The 23338-nt window shown below is 41.9% G+C and carries 22 protein-coding genes and 1 other annotated feature; of the genes, 21 read left to right on the top strand and 1 reads right to left on the bottom strand.

The annotated features are described in order from the left end of the window. Positions 1–57: 57 nt before the first annotated feature. Positions 58–1095: a spore coat protein YsxE gene (gene ysxE / locus J7E32_RS08565; protein WP_214906437.1), complete on the top strand. Its 1038-nt coding sequence runs from the start codon at positions 58–60 to the stop codon at positions 1093–1095. Between the two features lie 18 nt (positions 1096–1113). Here the strand turns inward: ysxE and J7E32_RS08560 are convergent, their stop codons facing one another. Next, entirely contained in the window at positions 1114–1308 is a 195-nt protein-coding gene (locus J7E32_RS08560) for a hypothetical protein (RefSeq protein ID WP_214906435.1), read from the bottom strand. 178 nt (positions 1309–1486) lie between these two features. Further along, positions 1487–1731, top strand: a binding site (T-box leader). 211 nt (positions 1732–1942) lie between these two features. On the opposite strand from J7E32_RS08560, the gene J7E32_RS08555 reads away from it, so the two are divergent. The 20 genes from J7E32_RS08555 (at position 1943) to J7E32_RS08460 (ending at position 23281) form a co-directional block, all read left to right on the top strand. Continuing rightward, positions 1943–4582 (top strand): valine--tRNA ligase, encoded by a 2640-nt coding sequence (locus J7E32_RS08555; RefSeq protein WP_214906433.1) that lies wholly within the window; start codon positions 1943–1945, stop codon positions 4580–4582. 67 nt (positions 4583–4649) lie between these two features. After that, complete coding sequence (locus J7E32_RS08550; RefSeq protein WP_214906430.1) at positions 4650–5963, top strand: bifunctional folylpolyglutamate synthase/dihydrofolate synthase; 1314 nt, start codon at positions 4650–4652, stop codon at positions 5961–5963. Between the two features lie 81 nt (positions 5964–6044). Beyond that, positions 6045–7760 (top strand): sensor domain-containing diguanylate cyclase, encoded by a 1716-nt coding sequence (locus tag J7E32_RS08545; protein WP_214906428.1) that lies wholly within the window; start codon positions 6045–6047, stop codon positions 7758–7760. Positions 7761–7908: 148 nt separating this feature from the next. Beyond that, positions 7909–8340 (top strand): type IV pilus modification PilV family protein, encoded by a 432-nt coding sequence (locus J7E32_RS08540; RefSeq protein WP_214906427.1) that lies wholly within the window; start codon positions 7909–7911, stop codon positions 8338–8340. Between the two features lie 7 nt (positions 8341–8347). Next, a complete protein-coding gene (locus J7E32_RS08535; protein ID WP_214906426.1) occupies positions 8348–8764 on the top strand; it encodes a PulJ/GspJ family protein in 417 nt (138 codons plus the stop codon). Continuing rightward, a complete protein-coding gene (locus J7E32_RS08530; RefSeq protein ID WP_214906425.1) occupies positions 8757–9725 on the top strand; it encodes a hypothetical protein in 969 nt (322 codons plus the stop codon). Before J7E32_RS08535 ends, J7E32_RS08530 begins: the two co-directional genes overlap by 8 nt. 19 nt (positions 9726–9744) lie before the next feature. Next, positions 9745–10296 carry a hypothetical protein gene (locus J7E32_RS08525; RefSeq protein ID WP_214906424.1) on the top strand — a complete coding sequence of 184 codons (552 nt, stop codon included), beginning with the start codon at positions 9745–9747 and terminating at the stop codon, positions 10294–10296. 15 nt (positions 10297–10311) lie between these two features. Beyond that, positions 10312–11682 carry a G5 domain-containing protein gene (locus J7E32_RS08520; protein WP_214906422.1) on the top strand — a complete coding sequence of 457 codons (1371 nt, stop codon included), beginning with the start codon at positions 10312–10314 and terminating at the stop codon, positions 11680–11682. Between the two features lie 15 nt (positions 11683–11697). Further along, the gene (locus J7E32_RS08515) at positions 11698–13359 is read left to right on the top strand and encodes a GspE/PulE family protein (RefSeq protein ID WP_214906420.1); all 1662 of its coding nucleotides are present in this window, start codon (positions 11698–11700) and stop codon (positions 13357–13359) included. 13 nt (positions 13360–13372) lie between these two features. Further along, a complete protein-coding gene (locus J7E32_RS08510; protein ID WP_214906418.1) occupies positions 13373–14413 on the top strand; it encodes a type IV pilus twitching motility protein PilT in 1041 nt (346 codons plus the stop codon). Between the two features lie 3 nt (positions 14414–14416). Beyond that, on the top strand, positions 14417–15622 hold the full coding sequence (locus J7E32_RS08505; protein WP_214906415.1) for a type II secretion system F family protein: 1206 nt from the start codon (positions 14417–14419) through the stop codon (positions 15620–15622). A 123-nt stretch (positions 15623–15745) separates the two neighbouring features. Further along, positions 15746–16180, top strand: coding sequence for a prepilin-type N-terminal cleavage/methylation domain-containing protein (locus J7E32_RS08500; RefSeq protein WP_214906412.1), 435 nt, complete (start codon positions 15746–15748; stop codon positions 16178–16180). After that, positions 16181–16930, top strand: coding sequence for a prepilin peptidase (locus J7E32_RS08495; protein WP_214906409.1), 750 nt, complete (start codon positions 16181–16183; stop codon positions 16928–16930). A 17-nt stretch (positions 16931–16947) separates the two neighbouring features. Next, the gene (gene pilM / locus J7E32_RS08490) at positions 16948–17931 is read left to right on the top strand and encodes a type IV pilus biogenesis protein PilM (RefSeq protein WP_214906406.1); all 984 of its coding nucleotides are present in this window, start codon (positions 16948–16950) and stop codon (positions 17929–17931) included. A gap of 2 nt (positions 17932–17933) precedes the next feature. Then, positions 17934–18554: a PilN domain-containing protein gene (locus J7E32_RS08485; RefSeq protein WP_214906402.1), complete on the top strand. Its 621-nt coding sequence runs from the start codon at positions 17934–17936 to the stop codon at positions 18552–18554. Continuing rightward, the gene (locus J7E32_RS08480) at positions 18551–19342 is read left to right on the top strand and encodes a hypothetical protein (protein ID WP_214906399.1); all 792 of its coding nucleotides are present in this window, start codon (positions 18551–18553) and stop codon (positions 19340–19342) included. Before J7E32_RS08485 ends, J7E32_RS08480 begins: the two co-directional genes overlap by 4 nt. A gap of 118 nt (positions 19343–19460) precedes the next feature. Continuing rightward, the gene (locus tag J7E32_RS08475) at positions 19461–20582 is read left to right on the top strand and encodes an SPOR domain-containing protein (protein ID WP_214906397.1); all 1122 of its coding nucleotides are present in this window, start codon (positions 19461–19463) and stop codon (positions 20580–20582) included. Between the two features lie 188 nt (positions 20583–20770). Beyond that, a complete protein-coding gene (locus J7E32_RS08470; protein ID WP_214906394.1) occupies positions 20771–21343 on the top strand; it encodes a Maf family protein in 573 nt (190 codons plus the stop codon). Positions 21344–21426: 83 nt separating this feature from the next. Beyond that, complete coding sequence (gene radC, locus J7E32_RS08465; RefSeq protein WP_214906513.1) at positions 21427–22098, top strand: RadC family protein; 672 nt, start codon at positions 21427–21429, stop codon at positions 22096–22098. 160 nt (positions 22099–22258) lie between these two features. Continuing rightward, the gene (locus tag J7E32_RS08460; protein ID WP_214906391.1) at positions 22259–23281 is read left to right on the top strand and encodes a rod shape-determining protein; all 1023 of its coding nucleotides are present in this window, start codon (positions 22259–22261) and stop codon (positions 23279–23281) included. Positions 23282–23338 lie beyond the last annotated feature (57 nt).

The following is a 23338-nucleotide window of genomic DNA, read 5'->3' as shown; positions in this document are numbered from 1 at the left end:
CTAACACCTGCCCATCTCTGTTTAACCATATGATGTCCAGAAGGTAGGCGAGATCCGATGGATGATCGCAATTTTTTAAAAGAAGAATCTGCAGTGTTAAGGCAATACCCTATCGATCCATACTTTGCAGAGGATTTTGGCAAAGTGAAAAAGGTCTATACAAAAACAGGGACATTCGCCTTAAAAAAGATCCACCCTTATGAGGGGACGGATTTTATCAAATACATCCAAAACCTCTATCAAAAAGGATATAACAGGATTGTTCCAGTCTATCCGGCAAATGACGGAAGATATGCAGTGTTGCATAATAAGTCACTGTATTATTTAATGCCTTGGATGCCGAATGAGACAAGGGAGGACCAATCACAAAGACACCAGCAGTTGTTCAGGGAACTGGCGAGGATGCATACTTTGTCAGTAAAGGAAATGGAAATCAGCACGGAAGTTAAGCAAGAGCATTACGGTAAGACGATAAAAGAATGGGAAAAGGAAGAAGAATTCATAAATGGATTCCTTGAGAGCTGTGAGAACAGAGTATATATGTCCCCGTTTGAACTGACATTCTGCCTGTATTACATTCAAATCAGTCAGGCAATCCAGTTTGCGAAGCAAAAACTTGAGACTTGGAATGAAAAAACGAAGGAGCAAAAGAAAACGCGGACTGTTACTCTTCACGGTAAAGTTTCTCCTGAGCACTTCCTGTTCGACGAAAGAGGATATGGTTATTTTATCAATTTTGAAAAGGCACGACAGGGGTCGCCGATTCAGGACTTGCTGCCGTTTTTAGCAAGGTCGCTGAAGACACAGCCGAAATATGGAGACGAAATCATCGACTGGATTTATGTCTATCTGAAGTATTTTCCGTTCCGTGAGGATGAAATGCAGTTATTCATGAGCTATCTTGCTTTTCCATCGGGGATTATCCGTGTCGCGGAATTGTACCATCAGCGTAAGGCTGAAGTGGATGAGAGGAAGTTTGTCCAAAAGCTGCAGCGCCAGTACTGGCTCTTGAGCAATACCGGTTATGTGGTAACCAAGATTGACGAACTGGAGAAGCAAAAAGAACAGGCAAAACAAGAAGGAGCCCAGAGCTGAATCATGCTCTTTGGCTCCTTAAATAATTTCGAATTTGATTGCCAATGCAACCAAGATGAATATTGATAACAGGAAGACATCAAATGTCGTCGGAAAGAAAAGTGTGCGGATTCCCTGGAACACGCAAAAAGGAATAATGAGCTGAGCACATACTGCACGCGCCGTCCTCGCCCACCGCGGGAGTGTATAAGGATTATACCTTCGTCTCTTCATCGCCATCCCTCCAAACAATCAGGTATCCCTGTTTTCATTCTATGACTAATTGGCCCAAAATGTGCTAAATGTTCGCACAAGAAGGCGGAAGAAGTATAAAATAATAAAAAGTAGGAAATGATGATTGACGTCAATCCCCTTTTTTGGGTAGTATAACTAATATACAAAAACACTATAAAGCAAAGCTTAGACAGGGAAGAGTACATGAGCAGCCAGCTTGAAGAGAGGAAGTCCAGTAGCTGAGAGGACTTCTAAGCAGGAACCATGGAAGGTCGCCCTTGAGCATCGCCTGGGAACGGAATACTCCCAGTAACAGGCGACGGTGAAGAGCCGTTATCCGTATTTGAGCCAGCAGCAGAACTCAGTTTTTACCGTTGCTGGGAAAAAAGGTGGTACCGCGAACAAACTCCATTCGTCCTTTTATGGCGAATGGAGTTTTTTAATTTAAGGTAAGAAAGTACAATTTTCACTTCGAGAATTGTCTAGCTTCAGCGCCTAGCCCCTCGAGTCGCTTCGGTCCGCCCAATGAAGTCAAAGAACGACTTCACTGGTCGGCCCTCCAGCGCTTGTCGGGGCTGAACAAGGCGCTTACGCTTTTCTGACAAGGAAATGCATTTGAATGGAGGAAAAACTGATGGAAGAGAATTTGTCAATGCCGACTAAATACGATCCGTCTTCGATTGAGCAAGGACGCTACGAATGGTGGATCAAAGGGAAGTTTTTCGAAGCGAAGGATGATGAAACGAAAGAGCCTTACACAATCGTGATTCCGCCGCCGAACGTAACTGGGAAGCTGCACTTGGGCCATGCGTGGGATACAGCGCTTCAGGATATCCTTACCCGCATGAAGCGGATGCAGGGCTACGATGTTTTATGGCTTCCGGGAATGGACCATGCTGGCATCGCGACACAGGCAAAGGTTGACGAAAAACTTCGCAGCCAGGGCATCAACCGCTATGAATTGGGCCGCGAAAAGTTCCTTGAGGAATCATGGAAATGGAAAGAGGAATACGCCCAGCATATCCGCAAGCAATGGTCAAAGCTAGGGCTTGGCCTTGATTACAGCCGCGAGCGCTTCACATTGGATGAAGGATTATCAAAAGCTGTAAAAGAAGTTTTCGTTTCTTTATACCGCAAAGGCTTGATCTACCGCGGCGAATATATCATCAACTGGGACCCGGCAGCGAAAACAGCATTATCTGATATTGAAGTTATTCACAAAGATGTCCAGGGTGCTTTCTACCACATGAGATATCCTCTCGCAGACGGCAGTGGCCATATCGAAATCGCAACAACAAGACCGGAAACAATGCTTGGCGATACTGCGGTTGCTGTTCATCCAGAAGATGACCGCTACAAGCATTTAATCGGCAAAACGGTAACCCTGCCAATCGTCGGCCGTGAGATTCCGATTGTCGGCGACGATTATGTTGATATGGAATTCGGATCTGGAGCAGTTAAAATTACTCCTGCACATGACCCTAACGATTTTGAAATCGGAAACCGCCATAATCTTGAAAGAGTACTTGTGATGAACGAAGATGGCTCTATGAACGCCAAAGCTGGCAAGTACCAAGGTATGGATCGTTTCGATTGCCGCAAGCAAATCGTCAAGGACCTTCAGGATGCTGGCGTATTGTTCAAAATTGAAGAGCACATGCACTCAGTAGGACACTCTGAGCGCAGCGGCGCTGTAGTTGAGCCATATCTATCCACTCAATGGTTCGTTAAAATGCAGCCGCTTGCTGATGAAGCAATCGCCCTTCAGAGCAAAGAAGAAAAAGTTAATTTTGTACCTGAGCGCTTTGAAAATACCTATATGCGCTGGATGGAGAACATCCGTGACTGGTGTATTTCCCGTCAGCTATGGTGGGGCCACCGAATTCCTGCCTGGTACCATAAAGAAACAGGCGAGGTATACGTAGACCATGAACCGCCGGCAGATCCTGAGAACTGGGAACAGGATAACGACGTTCTTGATACATGGTTTAGCTCAGCACTATGGCCATTCTCAACAATGGGCTGGCCGAATGAAGAAGCAGCTGATTACAAGCGCTATTACCCGACAGCAGCACTAGTAACCGGCTATGATATTATCTTCTTCTGGGTTTCAAGAATGATTTTCCAAGGACTAGAGTTTACGGAACAGAGTCCATTCAAAGATGTATTGATTCACGGGCTCGTTCGTGCAGAAGATGGCCGGAAGATGAGTAAGTCACTTGGAAACGGTGTTGATCCAATGGATGTCATCGACCAGTACGGAGCCGACTCACTTCGCTACTTCCTGACAACTGGAAGCTCGCCGGGCCAGGACCTTCGTTATAGCACCGAAAAGGTTGAGGCAACCTGGAACTTCGCCAATAAAATCTGGAACGCATCACGTTTTGCGCTGATGAACATGAACGGCCTGAAATATGAAGAAATCGATTTGAGCGGCGAGAAATCAGTTGCAGATAAATGGATTTTGACAAGGCTGAATGAAACGATTGAGACTGTTACAAGACTTTCAGACCGTTATGAGTTTGGTGAGGTTGGCCGAGCGCTTTACAACTTCATCTGGGATGATTTCTGTGACTGGTATATCGAAATGGCGAAGCTTCCGCTCTATGGCGAAGATGAAGCTGCCAAGAAGACGACAAGGTCCATCCTTGCATACGTTCTTGACAACACGATGCGCCTGCTTCACCCATTCATGCCATTCATTACGGAAGAGATCTGGCAGAACCTTCCTCATCAAGGGGAGTCCATTACGGTTGCAAGCTGGCCGAAGGTTGACCCGGCTCTGACTGATAAAGAGGCTGCAGAAGATATGAAGCTGCTCGTTGAAGTCATCCGTTCGGTAAGGAATATCCGTTCTGAAGTGAACACGCCGCTCAGCAAAAAGGTTGATATGTTCCTGAAGGCGAAGGACGAAAAGACGTTAAGCATGCTGGAAAACAACCGTGGTTACATCGTCCGCTTCTGTAATCCAGAGAACCTGGAAATCGGACTTGAAGTCAACGCTCCTGAAAAAGCAATGACAGCTGTCGCTACAGGTCTCGAAATCATCATGCCGCTTGAAGGCCTGATCAACATCGACGAGGAGATCGCCCGTCTTCAGAAGGAAAAAGAAAAGCTGGATAAAGAAGTCGAACGTGTCCAGAAGAAGCTTTCCAACGAAGGCTTTGTCAAGAAAGCACCTGAGAAAGTCATTGAAGAAGAGCGCGCGAAGGAAAAAGACTATGTTGAAAAACGTGCAGCAGTCGAAGCACGCATAAACGAACTGAGGAACTAATTAAATATCAAAAATTTGAAGGCGAACCAATATTGGTTCGTCTTCATCTTGAATTGAGGTGTGTTACATGTTTGATACATATGAGCAGGCAATTGATTGGATCCATGCAAGATTGAGACTTGGGATCAAACCAGGACTTACAAGAATGGAATGGATGCTAGAAAGACTGGACCATCCTGAAAGAAGGATTAAAACGATCCATATCGGCGGTACGAATGGAAAAGGCTCCACCGTCACCTTTCTTCGCTCGATTTTGCAAGGTGCAGGGTATAGAGTTGGAACTTTTACCTCACCATACTTTGAGCAATTCAATGAAAGAATCAGCATCAATGGCCAGCCTATTAATGATCAGGAACTAATTGAGCTGACAAATGTGATCAAGCCCCTGGCAGATGAATTGGACCAAACTGAACTGGGTGGACCGACCGAATTTGAAGTTATCACGGCAATGTCTCTATACTACTTTGCGAAGATGTCCCCTGTGGATGTAGCCATTTACGAGGTAGGTCTCGGCGGCCGATTCGATTCAACTAATGTCATTCATCCGCTGCTTTCCATCATCACCAGCATTGGTCTGGATCACACAGCGATACTCGGTGATACATATGAACAAATAGCTTTTGAAAAGGCAGGTATCATCAAGAACGGCGTAGGCATCATTACCGGAGTGAAACAGCCTGAAGCACTGGATGTCATTAGAAAAAAAGCATTTGAAAGCAAGTCTCCTCTGTACCAACTTGGGGATGAGTTCTCAACAAGTTCAAGAGAGTCTTTAGAACGGGGAGAACAATTTTCATTTTCCAGCATGTTCGGTGAGATTCAGAAGCTGGAAACATCGATGATCGGTTCTCATCAGGTAGAAAATGCTGCCTGTGCAGTAATGGCTAGTCAGGTGCTTGCAAACTACTATTCGTTTATGATCGAGGAAGAGCATATTAGAGAAGGTCTATCTCAAGCATACTGGCCCGGCAGGCTTGAGATTTTAAGTGAAAATCCTTTAGTCCTGATTGATGGAGCGCATAATGAAGAAGGAATAAATGCGCTCGCAAGTGAAATTAATTCTCGATATGCCGATAAAAAGATTAGCATTCTTTTTGCAGCACTAAAAGACAAGAAATTGGACAAGATGATCGCGACTCTTGAAGGTGTTGCCGACCAACTGACGTTCACAACATTCGACTTTCCGCGGGCAGCTTCTGCAGAAGAACTAATGGAAGTTGGAAGCAACAGCGGGAATAAAAATATTGCGATTAATTATATGGATTTTCTCGATAAGAAAATAAGTGAATTGAACAAAGATGAAATTTTAATTGTTACAGGCTCTCTTTACTTTTTATCAGAAGCAAAACCTATTATCGTGAACGTTTTGAAAAATAAATAAGAAAATTATGACATTCGACAAAAGATTTGCTAATATTTAAATGAGTAAGACTTTTTACCTAGATGAAGAGGAGGTGGATAGATGAAGATTAGCCCTGTGATCAAAAAATCTATTTGGTTTGCCTGGCTGTTGATGGTTCCAGTCGGGATTTGGATTACCTATCAAGTCTATCCACCTGTACAAGTGAGTATATGGGAAGTTATCCCATTTCTCATCCTGATGAGCGTTGTGGCTGCAATGCCGCTCGTTGTCAACAATACCCCTATTTTCTTAATCCAGTGGGTATCACTCGCAGTTTTCCTTAAATATGGTATTTTCATAGAAATGATGTTAATGCAAGTTTCTGTACTGACGCTTTTAATCAGGCTCAGAGTTCCAAAGTCTGATATCTACAAGTTCCCTTTAAATTCGTTGATGTTTTTCATTGTTTCGTTATGCAGCGGTCTGTTGTTTTATGCCCTTGGGGGAACACATGGTGAGCATCTGTCATCTGATCCGTACTATTTATTTCTTGGAGTTGTGTACGGGATCAGCAACTTTGGCATCAATACGATCATTCTGGTTTCAATCCAGGCACTGCTTTTTAAGCTGGAAGGTCCATACTTTGGAAAAGACTTTATTTGGGAAACCGTAACAACCCTAATCACTTTTCCAATTGGCTTTGTTCTTTACGAACTAAGCAAGGACATGGGCGCAGTCGCGCTGTTATTCGTCGGGATTCCTTTTGCAAGTTTGTCTATTATCCTCAGTCTCTATTATTCAAGTGATAAGGTAAATCAATTTTTGCAGAGTGCGGCTGAAATAGGCCATCAGCTGGCAGAAAGGCTTAAATCAGAGGATGTACTTGATCTCTTTGTTCAAAAGCTGATTGAGATGCTGCCAGTTGACTATGCCTACATTTTGGATGTAGAAAAAGATAAAGAATTAAAACTCATTCATAAAGTGGAATTCGGGGAAGTCCTGGATCCGGTTGCTGAGCCTCTTGGAAAAGGGAAAGGAATAAGCGGGCTTGTATGGGCAGAGAAAAAACCTGTTCTTTTCCATTCGAAAAAACAATGGAAGCATATTAATTCAGGCTATATTCCGGCAGGTGCAGAAAGTATCCTCGGTGTACCAATCGTCAGGAACAACCAGGTGATCGGTGTCCTCGTCCTGGCCGCAAATAAAAAAAGGGCATTCGAAAAATCACAGCTGATGATTATCGACATCCTATGTTCCCATTTTGCGGTGGCGGTCGAAAATGCAAGGCACCATGAGAAAACAAAGGAAAATAGCGAACGCTGCGCACTGACGGGACTATACAATTATCGCTATTTTGAAAACATGCTGACCCTGGAATATGAAAAAATGCAATTCGGACATAGAAATCGTTTATCCCTCATTCTGCTCGACATCGACCACTTCAAATCCGTCAATGATACTTACGGACACCAAAGTGGTAATGAGATTTTAATCGAGCTTGGTGAACGGCTTAGGAAAAAAATCGGAGATATCGGCACTGTTGCCCGCTATGGCGGGGAAGAGTTCGTCATCCTGCTCCCAGACATGATGAAAGGCGATGCCCTGAAACTGGCAGAACAAATAAGGCTATTGATTGCAGATAATCCTTTCACACTACTGCAATCAATGGATGCCGAAGGAAAGCAGCTTGAGGTAAATATCACCGCGTCAATTGGCGTAGCCACTGCCCCGCAAGATGCCGAAGATTCACTCGCATTGATTAGACATGCAGACCGGGCTTTATATGTTGGTGCGAAGCGATCCGGTAGGAACCGGGTTGCGGAATATGTGAAATGATTGGAATACCACTTTTTCAGGTGGTATTTTTTCTATTAAATTTAAGTTTAATTGTCAGTTATTGCTGCAGATTCATGGTGTCAAATAGTGTCGTTTGCTAGTATAATAGGAAGAAAGTATGAGGATCCTGCGAAAGAAGGAGCGGCCAATGTCTAAAAGATTAAACCAACAAGGTTATCATTTATTTGAAGTTACCCTTGGAGTTGCGTTGCTTTCGATCGTACTCCTTTCTTTTGCAGGCTTTTTTTTACAGGCGAAGATTTTTAATTCGGATAATGAAAGCAGAAGTTCTGCTGTTCAGCTAAGCCAGGAAATTTTACATATTATTAAAAAATCCCCTTATACTGCCGATTTAACAGTTGAAGAATGGAATCAATTATATGGTACAGATTTCGCTTCTAACGAACGTTTCTTCCTTGAAGTTGGAGAAAAAAAGTATTATCCAGTTGTCCAAATTATGCACGCTGACTCATTTAATACTAATTTACCAATGGACCTGAATTTAATAGTAGTTTCGATTCAAGAGAAAAGTAACGACACATATAAGAATGTTTATGAAACTTTTGGTTACAAGGAGTGAACCCTGGATGAAAAGAAACGGTTTTACCCTTGTAGAGTTATTAGCCGCACTTACAATAACGGGCATCATTATCGTTCTTGCATTCTCTGTTTTTCATACCGGGATCAAACAGGGAGAATCCAGCAAAGAGGAAGCATTTCTTCAGCAGGAAGCACAGCTAATAGCCGAAACGATTCGGAATAAACATTTGAAAGATCCTGCTTATAAATTAGAAATAAAATCCGATGAAGTATTACTTGATGGAAAGTCCATATCAAGTAATTATAGCTATATGGCTAAAGTAGTCTATGAAAATCATACTTATTCAGATGAGCCATTACAAATTGATACAAAACTGCCTCTTGAAATGACATTGAAGATAAAAAAGGGAGACCACTCCTATACATTAAGAACTTTATTCGCAAGGGGAATTTCGGATGAGTAAAAACGAACAGGGATCCGTGTTGCTAGTCGTGTTGTTGATGATGACCATCTTTTCCATAATCGGAATTACGATTGTTGGAATGGCAGCTAATAACTCCAAGCAGATAGCTCATACCGGAAGTAAGATTAAAGCGACTAATCTTGCGGAGATGGGTGTTACGCATATGAAACGGGAGGCCGCTTCTATAATAGGTGAAAATAAACAAGCATCCTTATTGGATACTGAAAAGTTGCTTCAAACTAAACTGCCGTTTGAGACGGCTTTCCAAATAAAAAAAGATAAATCCTACCCATTATACAAAATCGAAGATGTTAAAATTACCTCTTCTCACATAGAGGACCAAGAGGAAATAAAGATTATTTTTACTTCAATAGGAGTGGCGGAAGACAAGCAAGAAAGCAGGATTAACGCGGAGTTGAATATTGCACGAGGAGAACTTAATGACAAATTCCCTGATCCTCTCAAGGGAATGGAGGTAAAGCATGAAGACAAGATTACTACCAATGGTCCTTTTGTTACTCCTATGTTGTTTACTTTTCATGTGACGATACCGTCCAACAATGATCCTGTATTTAAAGAGAAAACTTATTTCAAGCAGGGATTAACAGCGAGCTCAAACACAGAATTGGAATTTAAGAGTAACCTTTATCTAAAAGGTGATTCGTTTATTGAAAGTAATAGCGATGTTGTCGTCTACGGAGATGCATATATAGAAAACATTGATGTAAAACAGAATAACCCGGGAAACGGAAACCAGGGGCTTCTTTGTATAGAAGGTACTTTGAGAATTTATGGAAGTGTCGAAGGGCAGGTTACTACTACCTCCCAAAGTTGCGGAACAATCACATCGGCGAATCATTATAGTGGAATATACGCGAAGAAAGTCATTTATTCACCCAAGGAATCCCAAATGTCTGAATGGAATGTTAATACCATAGACCTTGAGGCATCGTATCAATAATCATAAATGAGGTGTGGAAATGATAGAATTTTTCTTCTCGATTTTAGCAGCAGCAATTGTCATCCCACTCATAGTATACATTCCGCTTGGATTAACCAAACGGGGGAAATGGTATGTCGCTGTTGGTACATTACTAATAGGTTTGATTGGCACTGGATTAACTGCATTGCTTGTGCAATGGCAAGCCATTCTGCTTATCATCCTTTTTTCTATCATAGTTGGATTGATTACCGAAAGAAAAAAAGGAATTTATAAAAGTCCTGAAGCTATAAAAATCCTAAACAACCAAGAAATGATTACCGTGAATCCTGCTCCAGTTGAAACAAGACCTAAATTAGTTAATAGTTTTACAGCTTCTGACGATATGAAAGATGAGGAACCAATAAGTGGAATTAAACTGAAATTGGAAAATGAAGAAAGTGACTTACTAGCTCATCAGCAAGAAGATGCAATGGGAGAATCATCTGACTCTAAACAAGGATATCTTAGTGATATTGAAAAGATGTTGGACTTTCAACAGAAATCCAATGATGCAGAAGAGGAATCGTGGGATTACATAGAAGCCAAATAAACGGGAGGTATGACAATGGGTAGCAATTTTAAGCGTTTTAAAGTCACAATGGTTTTGACCATTGCCTCTCTATTTATATTAGGTTTCTCCCAGTTTTCTACTGTTGTTTTTAGCTCATTTGTAGAAAGGGATACATTTCAAGAACAAACAACAATTGGACCAATCAGCGTTTCAGGAAAATCGAGAGACCAGGCAACATCGTTGTTAAAAGAGCAAATAAAAAATTGGCAAGAGAATGCATCTTTTGAGCTGAAATATAAAGGAACTAGCCAGAAGGTGGATACTAACAGTTTCAAGTTTTTAGTGAACGAATCAATTGAATCAGGAATAGATGGACAAGCAAATGACTTGGTTATAGAAGTCAAACAACAAAACATTGAAAATACTTTGCAACTGCTAACTCCTAAAATAAACTTTCAAGCAATGGATATGGCTGAATTGCTCAACGACTTATCATCAGCAGCCTCCGAACTTGTTCCGTCACTTGCTCTAAGAGTAGAGGATTACTTGCCAAAAGAAGAGCCCTTAGTTGTTGCTACTTCATCCAGAGAGTTAGGTAAAGATTCTGCTGACATTGAAACATTCGTACAAGAATTTTCTCAGATACCGATCGAGCCGCATACTAATGTTTCATTGATGAAATTAGTAGAAGGAAAAAAGTTGAATCAGTTATCATCTCACCAAATGAGCATAGTTTCATCAGCCCTATTTGAGGCATTGATGTCAACAAACTTCACAATAACTGAAAGAAACATTGGAAGAGAACTGCCTGAAAACATTCAACTTGGCCTTGAAGCGAAAATTGATTTTAGCAAGAACATTGATTTTTCATTCTACAATCCTAATGAGAATCGGTACGACATTAGATTATCAATTGATAAGGGGAAATTAGAGATCACTGTTATAGGCATCCCCTTTTCTTCAAAATATCAGATGAATCTTACAGAAACACTAGAATTTAAGCCAAGGACAATCAAGCGTTATACACCTCTTTTGGAGCCTGGTCAAAAATCGGTTGAAACCGAAGGGAAACCGGGATTAATGAGGATAGTCTATCGAGAGACTATAGCATCTACGGGTGAATTAATTGAATCCGAATTGATCTCTGAAGATTTTTATCAGCCAATCCATCGAGTAGAAGTCCATGGAATCGATCCGAATAGTAATCAAATATCAGAACAGCAGGCAGAACAGGGGACGGAATCATTGGCTAATTCGGAAAGTGATGGCAGTAATGGTAATCCCATGAATGAAACGCCGGCGGTTAACACAGAGAATCAGTTACCTGCAACAACTGAGCAAAATCAGGAAAATAATTCTAATGCAGAAACAGATGACAGTGGGGAAGACAGATTGTGGGGTAAACCGAATGAAGAACCCAAATAATCAGGAGGCGTACAGATGAAACAGACTCGCAGAAGACTTGGAGACTTATTGATTGAATCTGGACTGCTGACTGAAGATCAACTCCAAACCACTCTAAACGATAAACCAGCTGAACAAAAGCTCGGTGATGCCCTGCTGCATAGAGGTTATATAACAGAGCAGCAGTTAATTGAAGTGCTGGAGTTCCAGCTGGGGATTCCGCATATTAGCTTATATCGATATCCTTTTGATACAAGTTTATTTAACCTGATCACAAAGGAGACAGCTAAACGTAATTTAGTAATCCCTCTAAAAAAAGAGGGAGACAAACTTTATGTAGCGATGTCAGATCCGATGGACTTTTTTACCATTGATGATTTGCGCCTATCCACGGGGTTTCATATTGAGACTGCTATTGCGACTAAGGATGATATCATACGGGCCATAAATAAATACTATGATATCGAAGATGATTTTGAAGAATTAATCGGGCAGGAATATGCGATTGAACCGGTGATAGAAGAGAAGGTAACAGATGCAGATTCCCCCATTGTCAGGCTCGTCAATCAATTGTTATCAAATGCAGGCGCAAGTAAAGCGAGCGATATCCATATCGATCCCCAGGAAACCAAAGTAGTTGTTCGATATAGGATCGATGGCATGCTGCGGGTTGAAAGAGTCCTTCCTAAACATATGCAGAATGTGCTGACAGCGAGAATTAAAATAATGGCGAATCTGGATATAACAGAAAACCGGGTGCCACAGGATGGCCGGTTTAAAGTCAATCTTGACTTCCACCCAGTTGATTTGAGGGTATCAACAATACCAACAGTTTATGGAGAAAAAATTGTGCTCCGCCTGCTTGATATGGGCAGCACTTTGAATGATATTAACAAATTAGGGTTTAATGCTTTAAATTTAAAGAGATTCAACAGTATGATATCCAGACCAAATGGGATCGTTTTGATTACAGGCCCTACAGGATCAGGTAAATCTTCGACTCTATATGCTGCTTTAAATAAATTGAACAGTGAAGAAGTCAATATCATCACGGTAGAGGACCCAGTAGAATATCAAATTGAAGGAATCAATCAAATTCAGGTTAATCCGAATGTTGGGATGACGTTTGCAGCCGGTTTGAGGTCGATTCTTCGCCAGGACCCAAATATAATCATGGTTGGTGAAATTAGAGATAAGGAAACAGCAGAGGTAGCAGTAAGAGCTTCGTTAACCGGTCATTTGGTGCTGAGTACCTTGCACACAAACGATGCTTTGACATCAGTATCAAGGTTGATTGATATGGGGGTTGAACCATTCCTGGTTGCATCTTCATTAAGCGGAGTTGTATCTCAGCGCCTCGTTCGGAAAGTTTGCCGAGATTGTGCTGAATCCCATTCTCCAACCAAACGAGAACTTGATATTTTCTCTAAAAGAGGAATTGAAATTTCCACCGTATGGAGAGGAAGAGGATGTGCTTCCTGCAATATGACAGGATACCGCGGCAGGTTGGCAGTCCATGAGGTTCTTTCGGTAAATGAGGAACTCCGGCGAGCGATTATGAATGAAGAAAACGTAAATAAACTTCGTGAAATTGCCGTGAAAAATAAAACGATTTTCCTGATTGATGATGGACTATTGAAAGTAAAACAAGGATTGACTACCACAGAGGAAGTCCTCCGAGTAGCCATTGCAGAATAGCGGGGGAGAGTAGATGAAAGATAAAATTGAACGACTGCTTCAAGCAGGTTTTGAGCTAAAAGCGTCAGATATCCATATAACAGTAGGTGTGCCTCCTGTAATGAGGATTAATGGGGATCTTAGAAAGTATGGCAAAGAGTCGCTTCTTCCTGAAGAAACAGAGGGAATGGCAAAGGCGATTATCCCTGAAAAAATGTGGGCACGATTTAAGGAACAAGGCGAGCTGGACTTTTCTTATGGAATCCCTGGTGTGTCACGTTTTCGGATTAATACTTATCATCAAAGAGGCTGTGTATCCATGGCCATTCGTATTGTTCCTACAAGTATTCCGACCATTGAAGATCTTAAACTTCCGGAAATACTGAAAAAAATATCGGAGAAGCCACAAGGATTGGTACTTGTAACGGGTCCTACAGGGAGCGGAAAATCTACTACTCTAGCAGCGATGATACAGTATATGAATGAAACAATGAGGAAGCACGTCATCACACTAGAAGATCCAATTGAATATTTACACAAGCATGGAAGCTCGATTATTGATCAGCGTGAAGTGGGGTTTGACACGAATAACTTTGCCAACGGATTGAGAGCCGCCCTGCGACAGGACCCGGATGTGATTCTGGTCGGTGAAATGCGAGACTTGGAAACCATTCAGACAGCAATTACGGCGGCTGAAACTGGACATCTTGTTTTCGGTACATTGCATACTTCAAGTGCTCCAGCAACAATCAATCGGATTATCGATGTCTTTCCGCCATCGCAGCAGGCACAAATACGTATTCAGCTTGCTTCAGTGCTCGTTTCTGTGATTTCGCAACGATTATTCCCAACGATAGAAAAGCAAGGAAGGATCGGAGCAACAGAAATCCTTATTAATAACTCGGCAGTAGCAAACTTGATCCGGAATGAAAAAATCCATCAAATCATCAGCATCATGCAAACTTCCCGTTCCTATGGCATGCACACCCTTGAAATGGATGTGAAGGAGCTTGTCCAAAAAGGGATGATTTCCAGGGATTCTGCAGAACCTTATCTTCAGGAAACAATGGTGTAATTCATGGCTAGATTTAAATATACCGGAAGAGACCGTTCAGGAAAGCGCTCGGGGACGATTACCGCTTCTACCAAAAGGGAAGCCCTTGAAAAGCTTCGCACAGAGGGAATCAGGACGACTGAGATCTTAGAGATCCAGGAATCACTGTTGACAAAAGAAATAACCATTGGTAATCCAGTTAAACTGCAACATCTTGTCATTTACCTAAGACAATTTGCTACTCTTCTCAAAGCAGGTGTATCTGTTGTTGATTCGACAAAGATTCTTGCTGCCCAAACAGAAAGTAAAGCGCTAAAGAAGGCACTCTTTGATATTGAACAAGAGCTGCGTGAAGGAAATCCGCTATCCCATGCTGCGGCAAAGCATAGTAAAATCTTCTCGCCGATGTTTATCAATATGATCAAAGCAGGAGAAGCTGGCGGGAATATGGATGAAACATTGGAAAGATTAGCGGAGCATTACGAAAAACAACATAATACAAGAAAGAAAATCGTCGCAGCCTTAAGTTACCCGGCTGTCATAGGTGCATTGGCAATCATTGTCGTCATTTTTCTGCTGGTGGCAGTAGTCCCTACATTCGTTGACATGTTCTCAGACTTTGGAGGAGAGCTTCCAGGAATCACAAAATTCGTGCTAAATGCGAGTGAATTCATGCAATCGTTTTGGTGGCTCATCATATTATTGGCTTTGGCAATCACACTGCTCATCATGGTATTGAAGAATAATAGACAGACAAAATACTATCTTGATTACGCACTGTTAAGAATTCCGGTTTTCGGAAAGTTGCTCCAAAAAGGAGCGATTGCCAGATTTTCGAGGACATTAAGCTCATTGTTTGCAAGCTCTGTTCCCATTCTGCAAGCACTTTCCATTGTCGAAAGAGTAGTAGAAAATGAAGTACTAGCCAAAGTGGTAAGAGAGTCAAGAGACTCATTGGAAAAAGGCCAGTCATTAACAGGGCCGATGAGAAATCACTGGGCATTTCCACCCCTTGTAACTCAGATGATTGCAATTGGAGAAGAAACCGGGTCATTGGATGCCATGCTCAGTAAAGTAGCAGACTTCTACGAAAAAGAAGTCGAACACAGCACAGACCAATTAAAGTCACTGATTGAGCCCCTCATGATCGTCCTGCTGGCAGGATTGGTGGGCACGATTGTCATCGCTATCATGGTCCCAATGTTCGAGATTTTCAACCACGTAGGCTGACACGACAAAAACTTACAAAAAACAATATTTATCATTCTATTTTTTCTATCAATCCGTTATACTGTTTGATAGATACATATAGCATATGTCATAGGTGAAAATACCTAAAAGGAGAGGGATATTATGTTGAAAAACATGAAAAAGAAATTGAAAAGCCAGAGAGGTTTTACTTTGGTAGAACTTTTGGCTGTAATTGTGATTATAGGGATTATTGCTGCTATTGCGGTTCCAAGTATTGGTAATGTTATACAAAAATCCAAAGATAATGCAAAGGTGGTTGAAGCATTATCTATAATCAATGCCGCAAAATTAGCTCATGCAGAGGATGATAGCTTTAATCAGTGGAAACATGATGCTGAAGAAGGGGCAGAAGGTGCAGCAGGATATGCGGGTTTAGGAAAATATGTATCGAAAGTGAAGGATGATGATTATACTGTGACTTTTAATCCAGTTACAAATGTATATTCCATCTCGAATCATGATGCCTCGGAGGTACTTCCTAATACTTCAGCTAATGCTAGTGTTACAGAAGACCAACTAGCTGAATTCACTGAATAAATGGCTTTTCTTATTATATTTGGTATAGTTCTAGGCTCCTTCTACAACGTAGTAGCTCTGCGTGTGCCAGAAGGGAAATCAATCGTGGCACCGCGTTCTTCTTGTACGAAGTGTGGCCATCAATTGACTGCCTGGGAATTAATACCGATACTATCATATTTTATACAGAGGGGGAAATGCCGCCAATGCAAGGCGCGCATTTCGCCCGTTTATCCTTTTTTTGAGTTATTGACTGGTGCGCTTTTTGCGATCGCACCATTGATTGTTGGCTGGAGTGGAGAGTTAGTGATTGCGTTAACTCTCATTTCTATGTTGGTTATCATTACGGTCTCAGATTTAGCGTATATGATCATTCCTGACAAAGTGTTGATGTTCTTTGCAGGTCTGTTCCTTATTGAACGAGTTTTTATTCCTCTTATTCCATGGTGGGATTCCCTCGCTGGTGCTGCAGTAGGCTTTTTTCTCCTGTTATTGATTGCTGTTGTCAGTAAGGGCGGCATGGGCGGGGGAGACATCAAGCTTTTTGCAGTGGTGGGCTTCGTGCTTGGAGTGAAAATGCTGCTGCTTTCCTTCTTCTTATCCACATTGTTTGGAGCGTTCTTTGGTGTCATTGGCCTTCTTCTTGGAGCCATAAAACGCAGACAAACTATTCCATTCGGTCCATTTATTGCGTTGGGTACACTTGTTGCATACTTTTTCGGGGATTATTTGATCGCAGAATATATGAGTCTATTAACATCAGGATTTTGATTGAAGGAGTTTTGATCATGGCTATATCCATCTTTACCGGACGAAAAAAGATGATTAATCTTGTATTGAATGACCACTCCATTCGGTATGTTGAACTAAAACAAAGAAACCCGATTGTTGTATCAGCCACGGGAGAACGTTTTCTTCCTGCTGGAATTATTTCTGATGGTAAGATTCAGGATGTCGAAACGCTATCTTTCATCCTTGATGAGTGTATAGCAGATTGGGGAATCAAGAATAGAGAAGTTAGATTCCTTGTGCCTGATTCGCTGGTGATCATTCGTAAAGTCGCGATCCCTGTTGATGTTAAAGATGATGAGATTCAAGGATACCTTTATCTCGAGTTGGGTTCAAGCATTCATTTGCCTTTTGATGAACCCGTTTTTGATACCTTTCCAGTAAGTGTAGAAAATAATAAAAGGGAAATCCTTTTGTTTGCTGCTCCAGAAGAGTATGTTTTGGAATATGCTAACCTCTTAAAAGAAGCAAGACTTAAACCAGTGGCTGCCGATATTTCTCCACTTGCTGCCTATAGACTCTATCACTTTCTTGGTCTTTCAGAAGAAAATGAAAATCTAATGACCATTCAATTTGATTTAGGGGTGGTCAGTATGTGTATCTTCGAGGGGACAATACCGATATTTATGAGACATATTCCGGTTGAAATGCAATCTGATTGGCAAGTGAAGTTAGGGATATCTGGTACCCAGGAGTTGTCCTTTGAAGGGGATGCAAATGAATTTGTGTTTCAATTCGAAGATATTTATAAGGAAATCAACAAATTGCTCGACTTTTATCGATATTCTCTTACCCACGGCAAAAACTCCATCACGAAAATCTTATTAAATGGCGATCATCCTATGATGACAAAAATCATTAACGAAATGAGTGAACGCTTTGAAATCCAGGTAGTTACTCTGGAAAAAAAACTGCCTGAAGCAGCAAGCGGAATTTCACGAGCCCATTATTTGGCTTTAGGACTTGGGTTGAAAGAGGTATGAAGATGCTTGTAGAAATTAATTTACTTCCCAAAAAAGAACATAAAACATCTTCTTCACTTTCCATCGCACTTATTTTACTGTTCATCTTCGTTCTGGTTTCCATTGGGGTTTTTGTTCAGGCAAGAATGAATGAAACTTCATTGAAAAAAGTGGATCAAGAGATTGAATCGATGCAAAAATTAAATACCGCCTTACAAACCAAAATTTCAGACCAAGAAAGCAGTGATTCCACGGGAAATCTGCAGAGAGCTGTTACATGGGCTGAAAGTTATACTCCAGAAACGGTAAAATTGCTCAGAATCCTTATTGCGTTGCTCCCTGAACAAGGGTTCATACAATCATTAAGCTATAATGGTGAAGGGATCGTCGGTGTTAAAGTTCAATTCGAATCCTCAAGAGATGCTGCCTATTTCTTAAGTTCACTTAAACACTCTAAATGGGTTAATAATGCCTCCATTTTGACTCTTGAAGCTGTGAAAGAAGAGGGAAAGGAATCTGGCAGTAGTTCGAATACGGAAGCCACAGAGGTTCTTATGCCAACTTATTATTCAGAATTTGAAATTCATTTTAATAGGGAATTCTTCACAAAGGAATATCAAAATACTGGAGGGAAAGAATCATGAACCTCCAATTCTCAAAAAAAGATATCTTTATTCTTATATCCAGCCTGCTCATCATGCTGATTTTGTACTTCATTATTTCAATCGCATACTTAAGTCCGCTGAAGGAAAATGTTATACAGAAAGAACAGCAGCTTAAAACGGAAAAACAACTACAGGCTGCCTACGAAAAAAGGATGACTTCAGTTCCTTCTGGGGAAATAAAGAGTGCTTCAGAATTATATAAAATCATTCCGAAAGAACCATTCACGGAGCAGTTGATCCTGAATTTCGAAAAAGCAGAAATAGTTTCTGACAGTACCATTACGTTAATGGAGTTTGGAGAAAAAGATTCTGCGGATCAGAAGGAAACTGCAGCAGATTCTGATCAGGAATCAAATGATTCTAAAACAAATGACAAAAATGTTGAAATGTCAGACAGTATGCCGGAGGGCCTGCAAAAAACCTCAGTAACACTTTCTGTCAAAACTAAGGGATATGAAGGTTTGGAGAAATTCATCCAATCACTCGAAGAATCGAAAAGAGAAGTCATCATTGAGTCCATTGACTTTGAAGGACCTGATCGTATTGATTATGATGTAGAACAAAAGGAAATCATATCGTTCACTCTTAATCTTTCTGCTTTTTATTTCCCACTGGAGAATGACAAAGGTGACAAAATGCAGATCGAAACCCCAGCCCCAGCCAACAAACGCAACCCGTTCCCGACTTTCGGCGATTATTCAGAGGATAATCTAGTAGAATCACAGCAGTCGGAAGCGGATGATACCGAGAGTGCGGACGAAAACTAAATCTAGTAAAAAAATTGACGAAAGCATTCTATAACAAGACGACAAAAGTCTTGTTATTTTTTTTTGCCATTATGATAGGATGGAGCAAAATAGGAACGGGCAGGGGGAGGTACAAGCATTGGACAAGCATGGAAAGACGATCACGATCAAGATTAATGGCAAGGACCGTCCGGTTCAGGCAGACAAAAAAGTTAAGGATAATGGAACCATCAAGAAACCTGTACAAGAAGATTCCTTTGAAAAGCCAAGGTATAATAAAGAAAAAAGCAGCAGTTACCAGATCAATGAGAGCCAAGAAAGCCGAAGCAGGGTGTATCCGCTGGACAATGATGCTGCGTTGAATGAAACAGCGGCTGCCCAGGAACAGACCGAGGAAAGCTTTGACTGGATCTTGCCTGATCCTGTCGAAGAGGAAATCATCAAAGAATACAAAATCGCTCCGAAGCAAGAAAAAAAACCAAAAAAGAAAGGGATTGGCATTTCGGTTTGGAATACGAAGTCTAAAAAAAACAATCGCCTTTATACGACTATTATTATGAATGTACTTTTTGCCGTTTTGCTCGGAACGGCGTTTGGAGTAACATTCCTTAAATTCCTGCCATCAGAACCAGATACAGCTGCACCAGCCGTCACTACGCCGAAAGCCGGCCAACCAGCAGAGAAACCGGCAGCCGGGAAGGAGTCGATTGAGTTAACCTCAATCCCGACCTTTGTCGTCCAGAATGGCATTTTCACTACAGAGGCTGCTGCCAAGGAAAGGGTGAATCTTCTGGCAGGCCAGGGAGTCCCAGCTGAAGTATTTCCTGTGAATGGCCAGTTCGCCGTCTATTTAGGAACTGCCGGGAGCATTGAGGCTGCCAAGCAACAGGCGGAGGCACTAAAAGCCAAAGGGGTTGAGGTGTTCGCTAAACCATTTGAAATTTCAGGTGGAACGGCAGACGGCTTAACAGCAGCTGAATCGGAATTCCTCAAGCAGGCACCGGAAATCTATCCTATCTTGATGAGCGGATCAGCAGCTGCGCCGGAGGAAGTCCAGAAAGTAGAAAAGTCCCAGAACATGATAAGCAAGATTGAAGACAAGAGTATAAAAGACCCAACCGTCCTGAAGGCTAAGGCGAGCATGGAGAGGGCGGGTGTTGCTTTTATCAGCTACCAGAAAAGTAAGGATGCCAATCAGCTGGCGGAAATGGAGAAAAGCCTCCTGGCATTCCTTTCTGCATATCAAATGATTGGAAAGTAACAAAGCAACAGACATGACAGATAGAATATTTCTCGGAAAATTGTACAAAATAACAGAGCCTTCGGCAAAATGCGCCAAGCTCTGATTTTTTTTGCCAGAATAAGGACTTTAGATTGTTTGAATTGGTGAACTTTGATAGTATTAGCTTGTATCTCCCTTTGATGCAAAAAGAAAAGAAAGGTGATTTTATGCAACGCCTCATTTTAGCCTCTTCTTCTCCACGGCGAAAAGAACTTCTTGAAAACCTCCGCTTGGAATTCGAAATCTCGAGCAGTGATGCAGACGAAAGTTTCAGTGAGTCCCTCAGCCCTGCTGAAGTGGTTATGGAGCTTGCTTCCAGAAAGTCGGGAACTGTGGCTCAAGATTATCCAGGTTGTTTCGTGATTGGCTCAGATACTGTCGTGGTCCACGATGGAACAATCCTTGGAAAGCCTGAAAGCGGACAAGAAGCCTTACAGATGCTCAAAAAGCTGTCTGGGAACACCCATTCAGTCTACACAGGAGTATCGATCATCTCCCCTGAGAAGGAAACGCGATTCTATGAAAAAACAGATGTGACGTTCTGGGATTTGTCAGATGAAGAAATCGACATCTATATAAAGAGCGGTGAACCATTCGATAAGGCGGGCGGCTATGGAATCCAGGGATTCGGCAGCATGCTTGTTAAAGAGATCAGTGGGGATTATTACACAGTTGTAGGACTGCCTGTATCCAAGTTGATCAGGGAGTTAAGAAAAATCGGTTACAACCTTCCTTATTAAAAGAATGCCACAGAAACTTCTTCTACACTTCCCTCGTCATAATCAATGACCGGGAGGAAAATCTATTGTCTACAAATTCATTAATGATCAGAGATTATCCGCAAAATGAGCGGCCGCGGGAGCGATTTGTCCAGAATGGCCCCCAAAGCCTCTCCAATCATGAATTGCTTGCCCTGCTGTTAGGTACTGGATCGCGGGAGGAATCAGTCCTCCAGCTTGCAAACCGAATGCTTGCCCAGTTTGAGGGCCTGCGTCTTCTGAAAGATGCTACACTGGAAGAGCTCACTCAAATTAAAGGGATCGGAAAGGCAAAAGCGATCCATGTCCTCGCGGCAGTTGAAATCGGCAGGCGCATCGCCAACCATACCCTTGATGAACGCTATGTGATTCGCTCACCGGAAGACGGTGCGAAATATTTAATGAATGATATGCGCTTTTTGACACAGGAGCATTTTGTATGCCTGTACTTGAATACGAAAAACCAGGTGATGCACAGGCAGACGATATTTATCGGCAGCCTTAACGCTTCGATTGTTCACCCGCGAGAGGTGTTCAAAGAAGCGGTCCGCAGATCGGCAGCCTCCGTCATTTGCGTCCACAATCATCCTTCTGGTGATCCGACTCCAAGCAAGGAAGATATTGAAGTGACAAAAAGACTTGCCGAGTCCGGGAAAATTGTCGGAATCGAATTGTTAGATCATTTGATCATTGGGGAAAATAAATATGTTAGTTTGAAGGAAAAAGGGTATGTATGATACTAGGATTTTGATTGACGTTGCGATATAATATAATTTATGATTTTTGCGGACAAAGTTAAAATTTTGTCGGGAAATCTGCCTATGAACAATCAACTAATTTTGTTATAGATTGCCTGTTCTTTTATTGCATTTTTTGTTAAGAAAGGGAGATACAAACATGTTTGGGATTGGAACAAGAGACCTCGGAATCGACCTTGGTACTGCTAATACACTTGTTTATGTAAAAGGAAAAGGAATTGTTTTAAGAGAGCCGTCCGTTGTGGCGCTTCAGACGGATACAAAAAATATCGTTGCTGTCGGTAATGATGCGAAAAATATGATCGGCCGTACACCAGGTAATGTCGTCGCATTAAGGCCGATGAAGGATGGAGTCATTGCTGATTACGAGACAACAGCGTCAATGATGAAATACTATATTAAACAGGCAACGAAGAACAAAGGCTGGTTTGCCGGCAAGCCGTATGTAATGGTATGTGTTCCTTCTGGAATAACAGCTGTAGAGGAACGTGCGGTTATTGACGCAACTCGCCAGGCAGGCGCAAGAGATGCCTTTACGATTGAGGAACCGTTTGCAGCAGCAATCGGAGCAAACCTTCCTGTGTGGGAGCCAACTGGCAGCATGGTTGTCGACATTGGTGGCGGTACGACAGAAGTCGCGATCATTTCGCTTGGCGGAATCGTGACATCTCAATCTGTCCGAATTGCTGGTGATGAGATGGATGCTGCAATTATCAATTATATCCGTAAAACTTACAACCTGATGATCGGTGAGAGAACAGCTGAAGCGATTAAAATGGAAGTTGGTTCAGCAGGAGACGCCGATGGGATTGAAAATATGGAAATCCGCGGCCGTGACTTGCTGACAGGATTGCCTAAGACGATTGAAATTACGGCAGAAGAAATTGCTAAAGCACTGCGTGACACAGTATACGCCATTGTTGATGCTGTTAAACTTACGCTTGAAAAAACACCGCCAGAACTTGCTTCAGATATCATGGACCGTGGAATTGTCCTTACTGGCGGAGGCGCATTGCTGCGTAATTTGGACAAGGTCATCAGTGAAGAAACAAAGATGCCGGTCTTGATTGCCGAAGACCCGCTTGACTGCGTTGCAATTGGTACAGGTAAGGCATTGGATCATATCGATTTATTTAAAAGTAAAGCAAAAGAATCAAGGTAATAAGAAGAAGGGAAGCGGGAAATCCACTTCCCTCCTCTTCTGTAATCCATTTTTTTA

The organism is Bacillus sp. ISL-55 (assembly GCF_018613155.1).
Lineage (GTDB): Bacteria > Bacillota > Bacilli > Bacillales > Cytobacillaceae > Mesobacillus.
The sequence above is the reverse complement of the archived record's forward strand: the minus strand, read 5'-3'. Positions and strand labels throughout refer to the sequence as shown.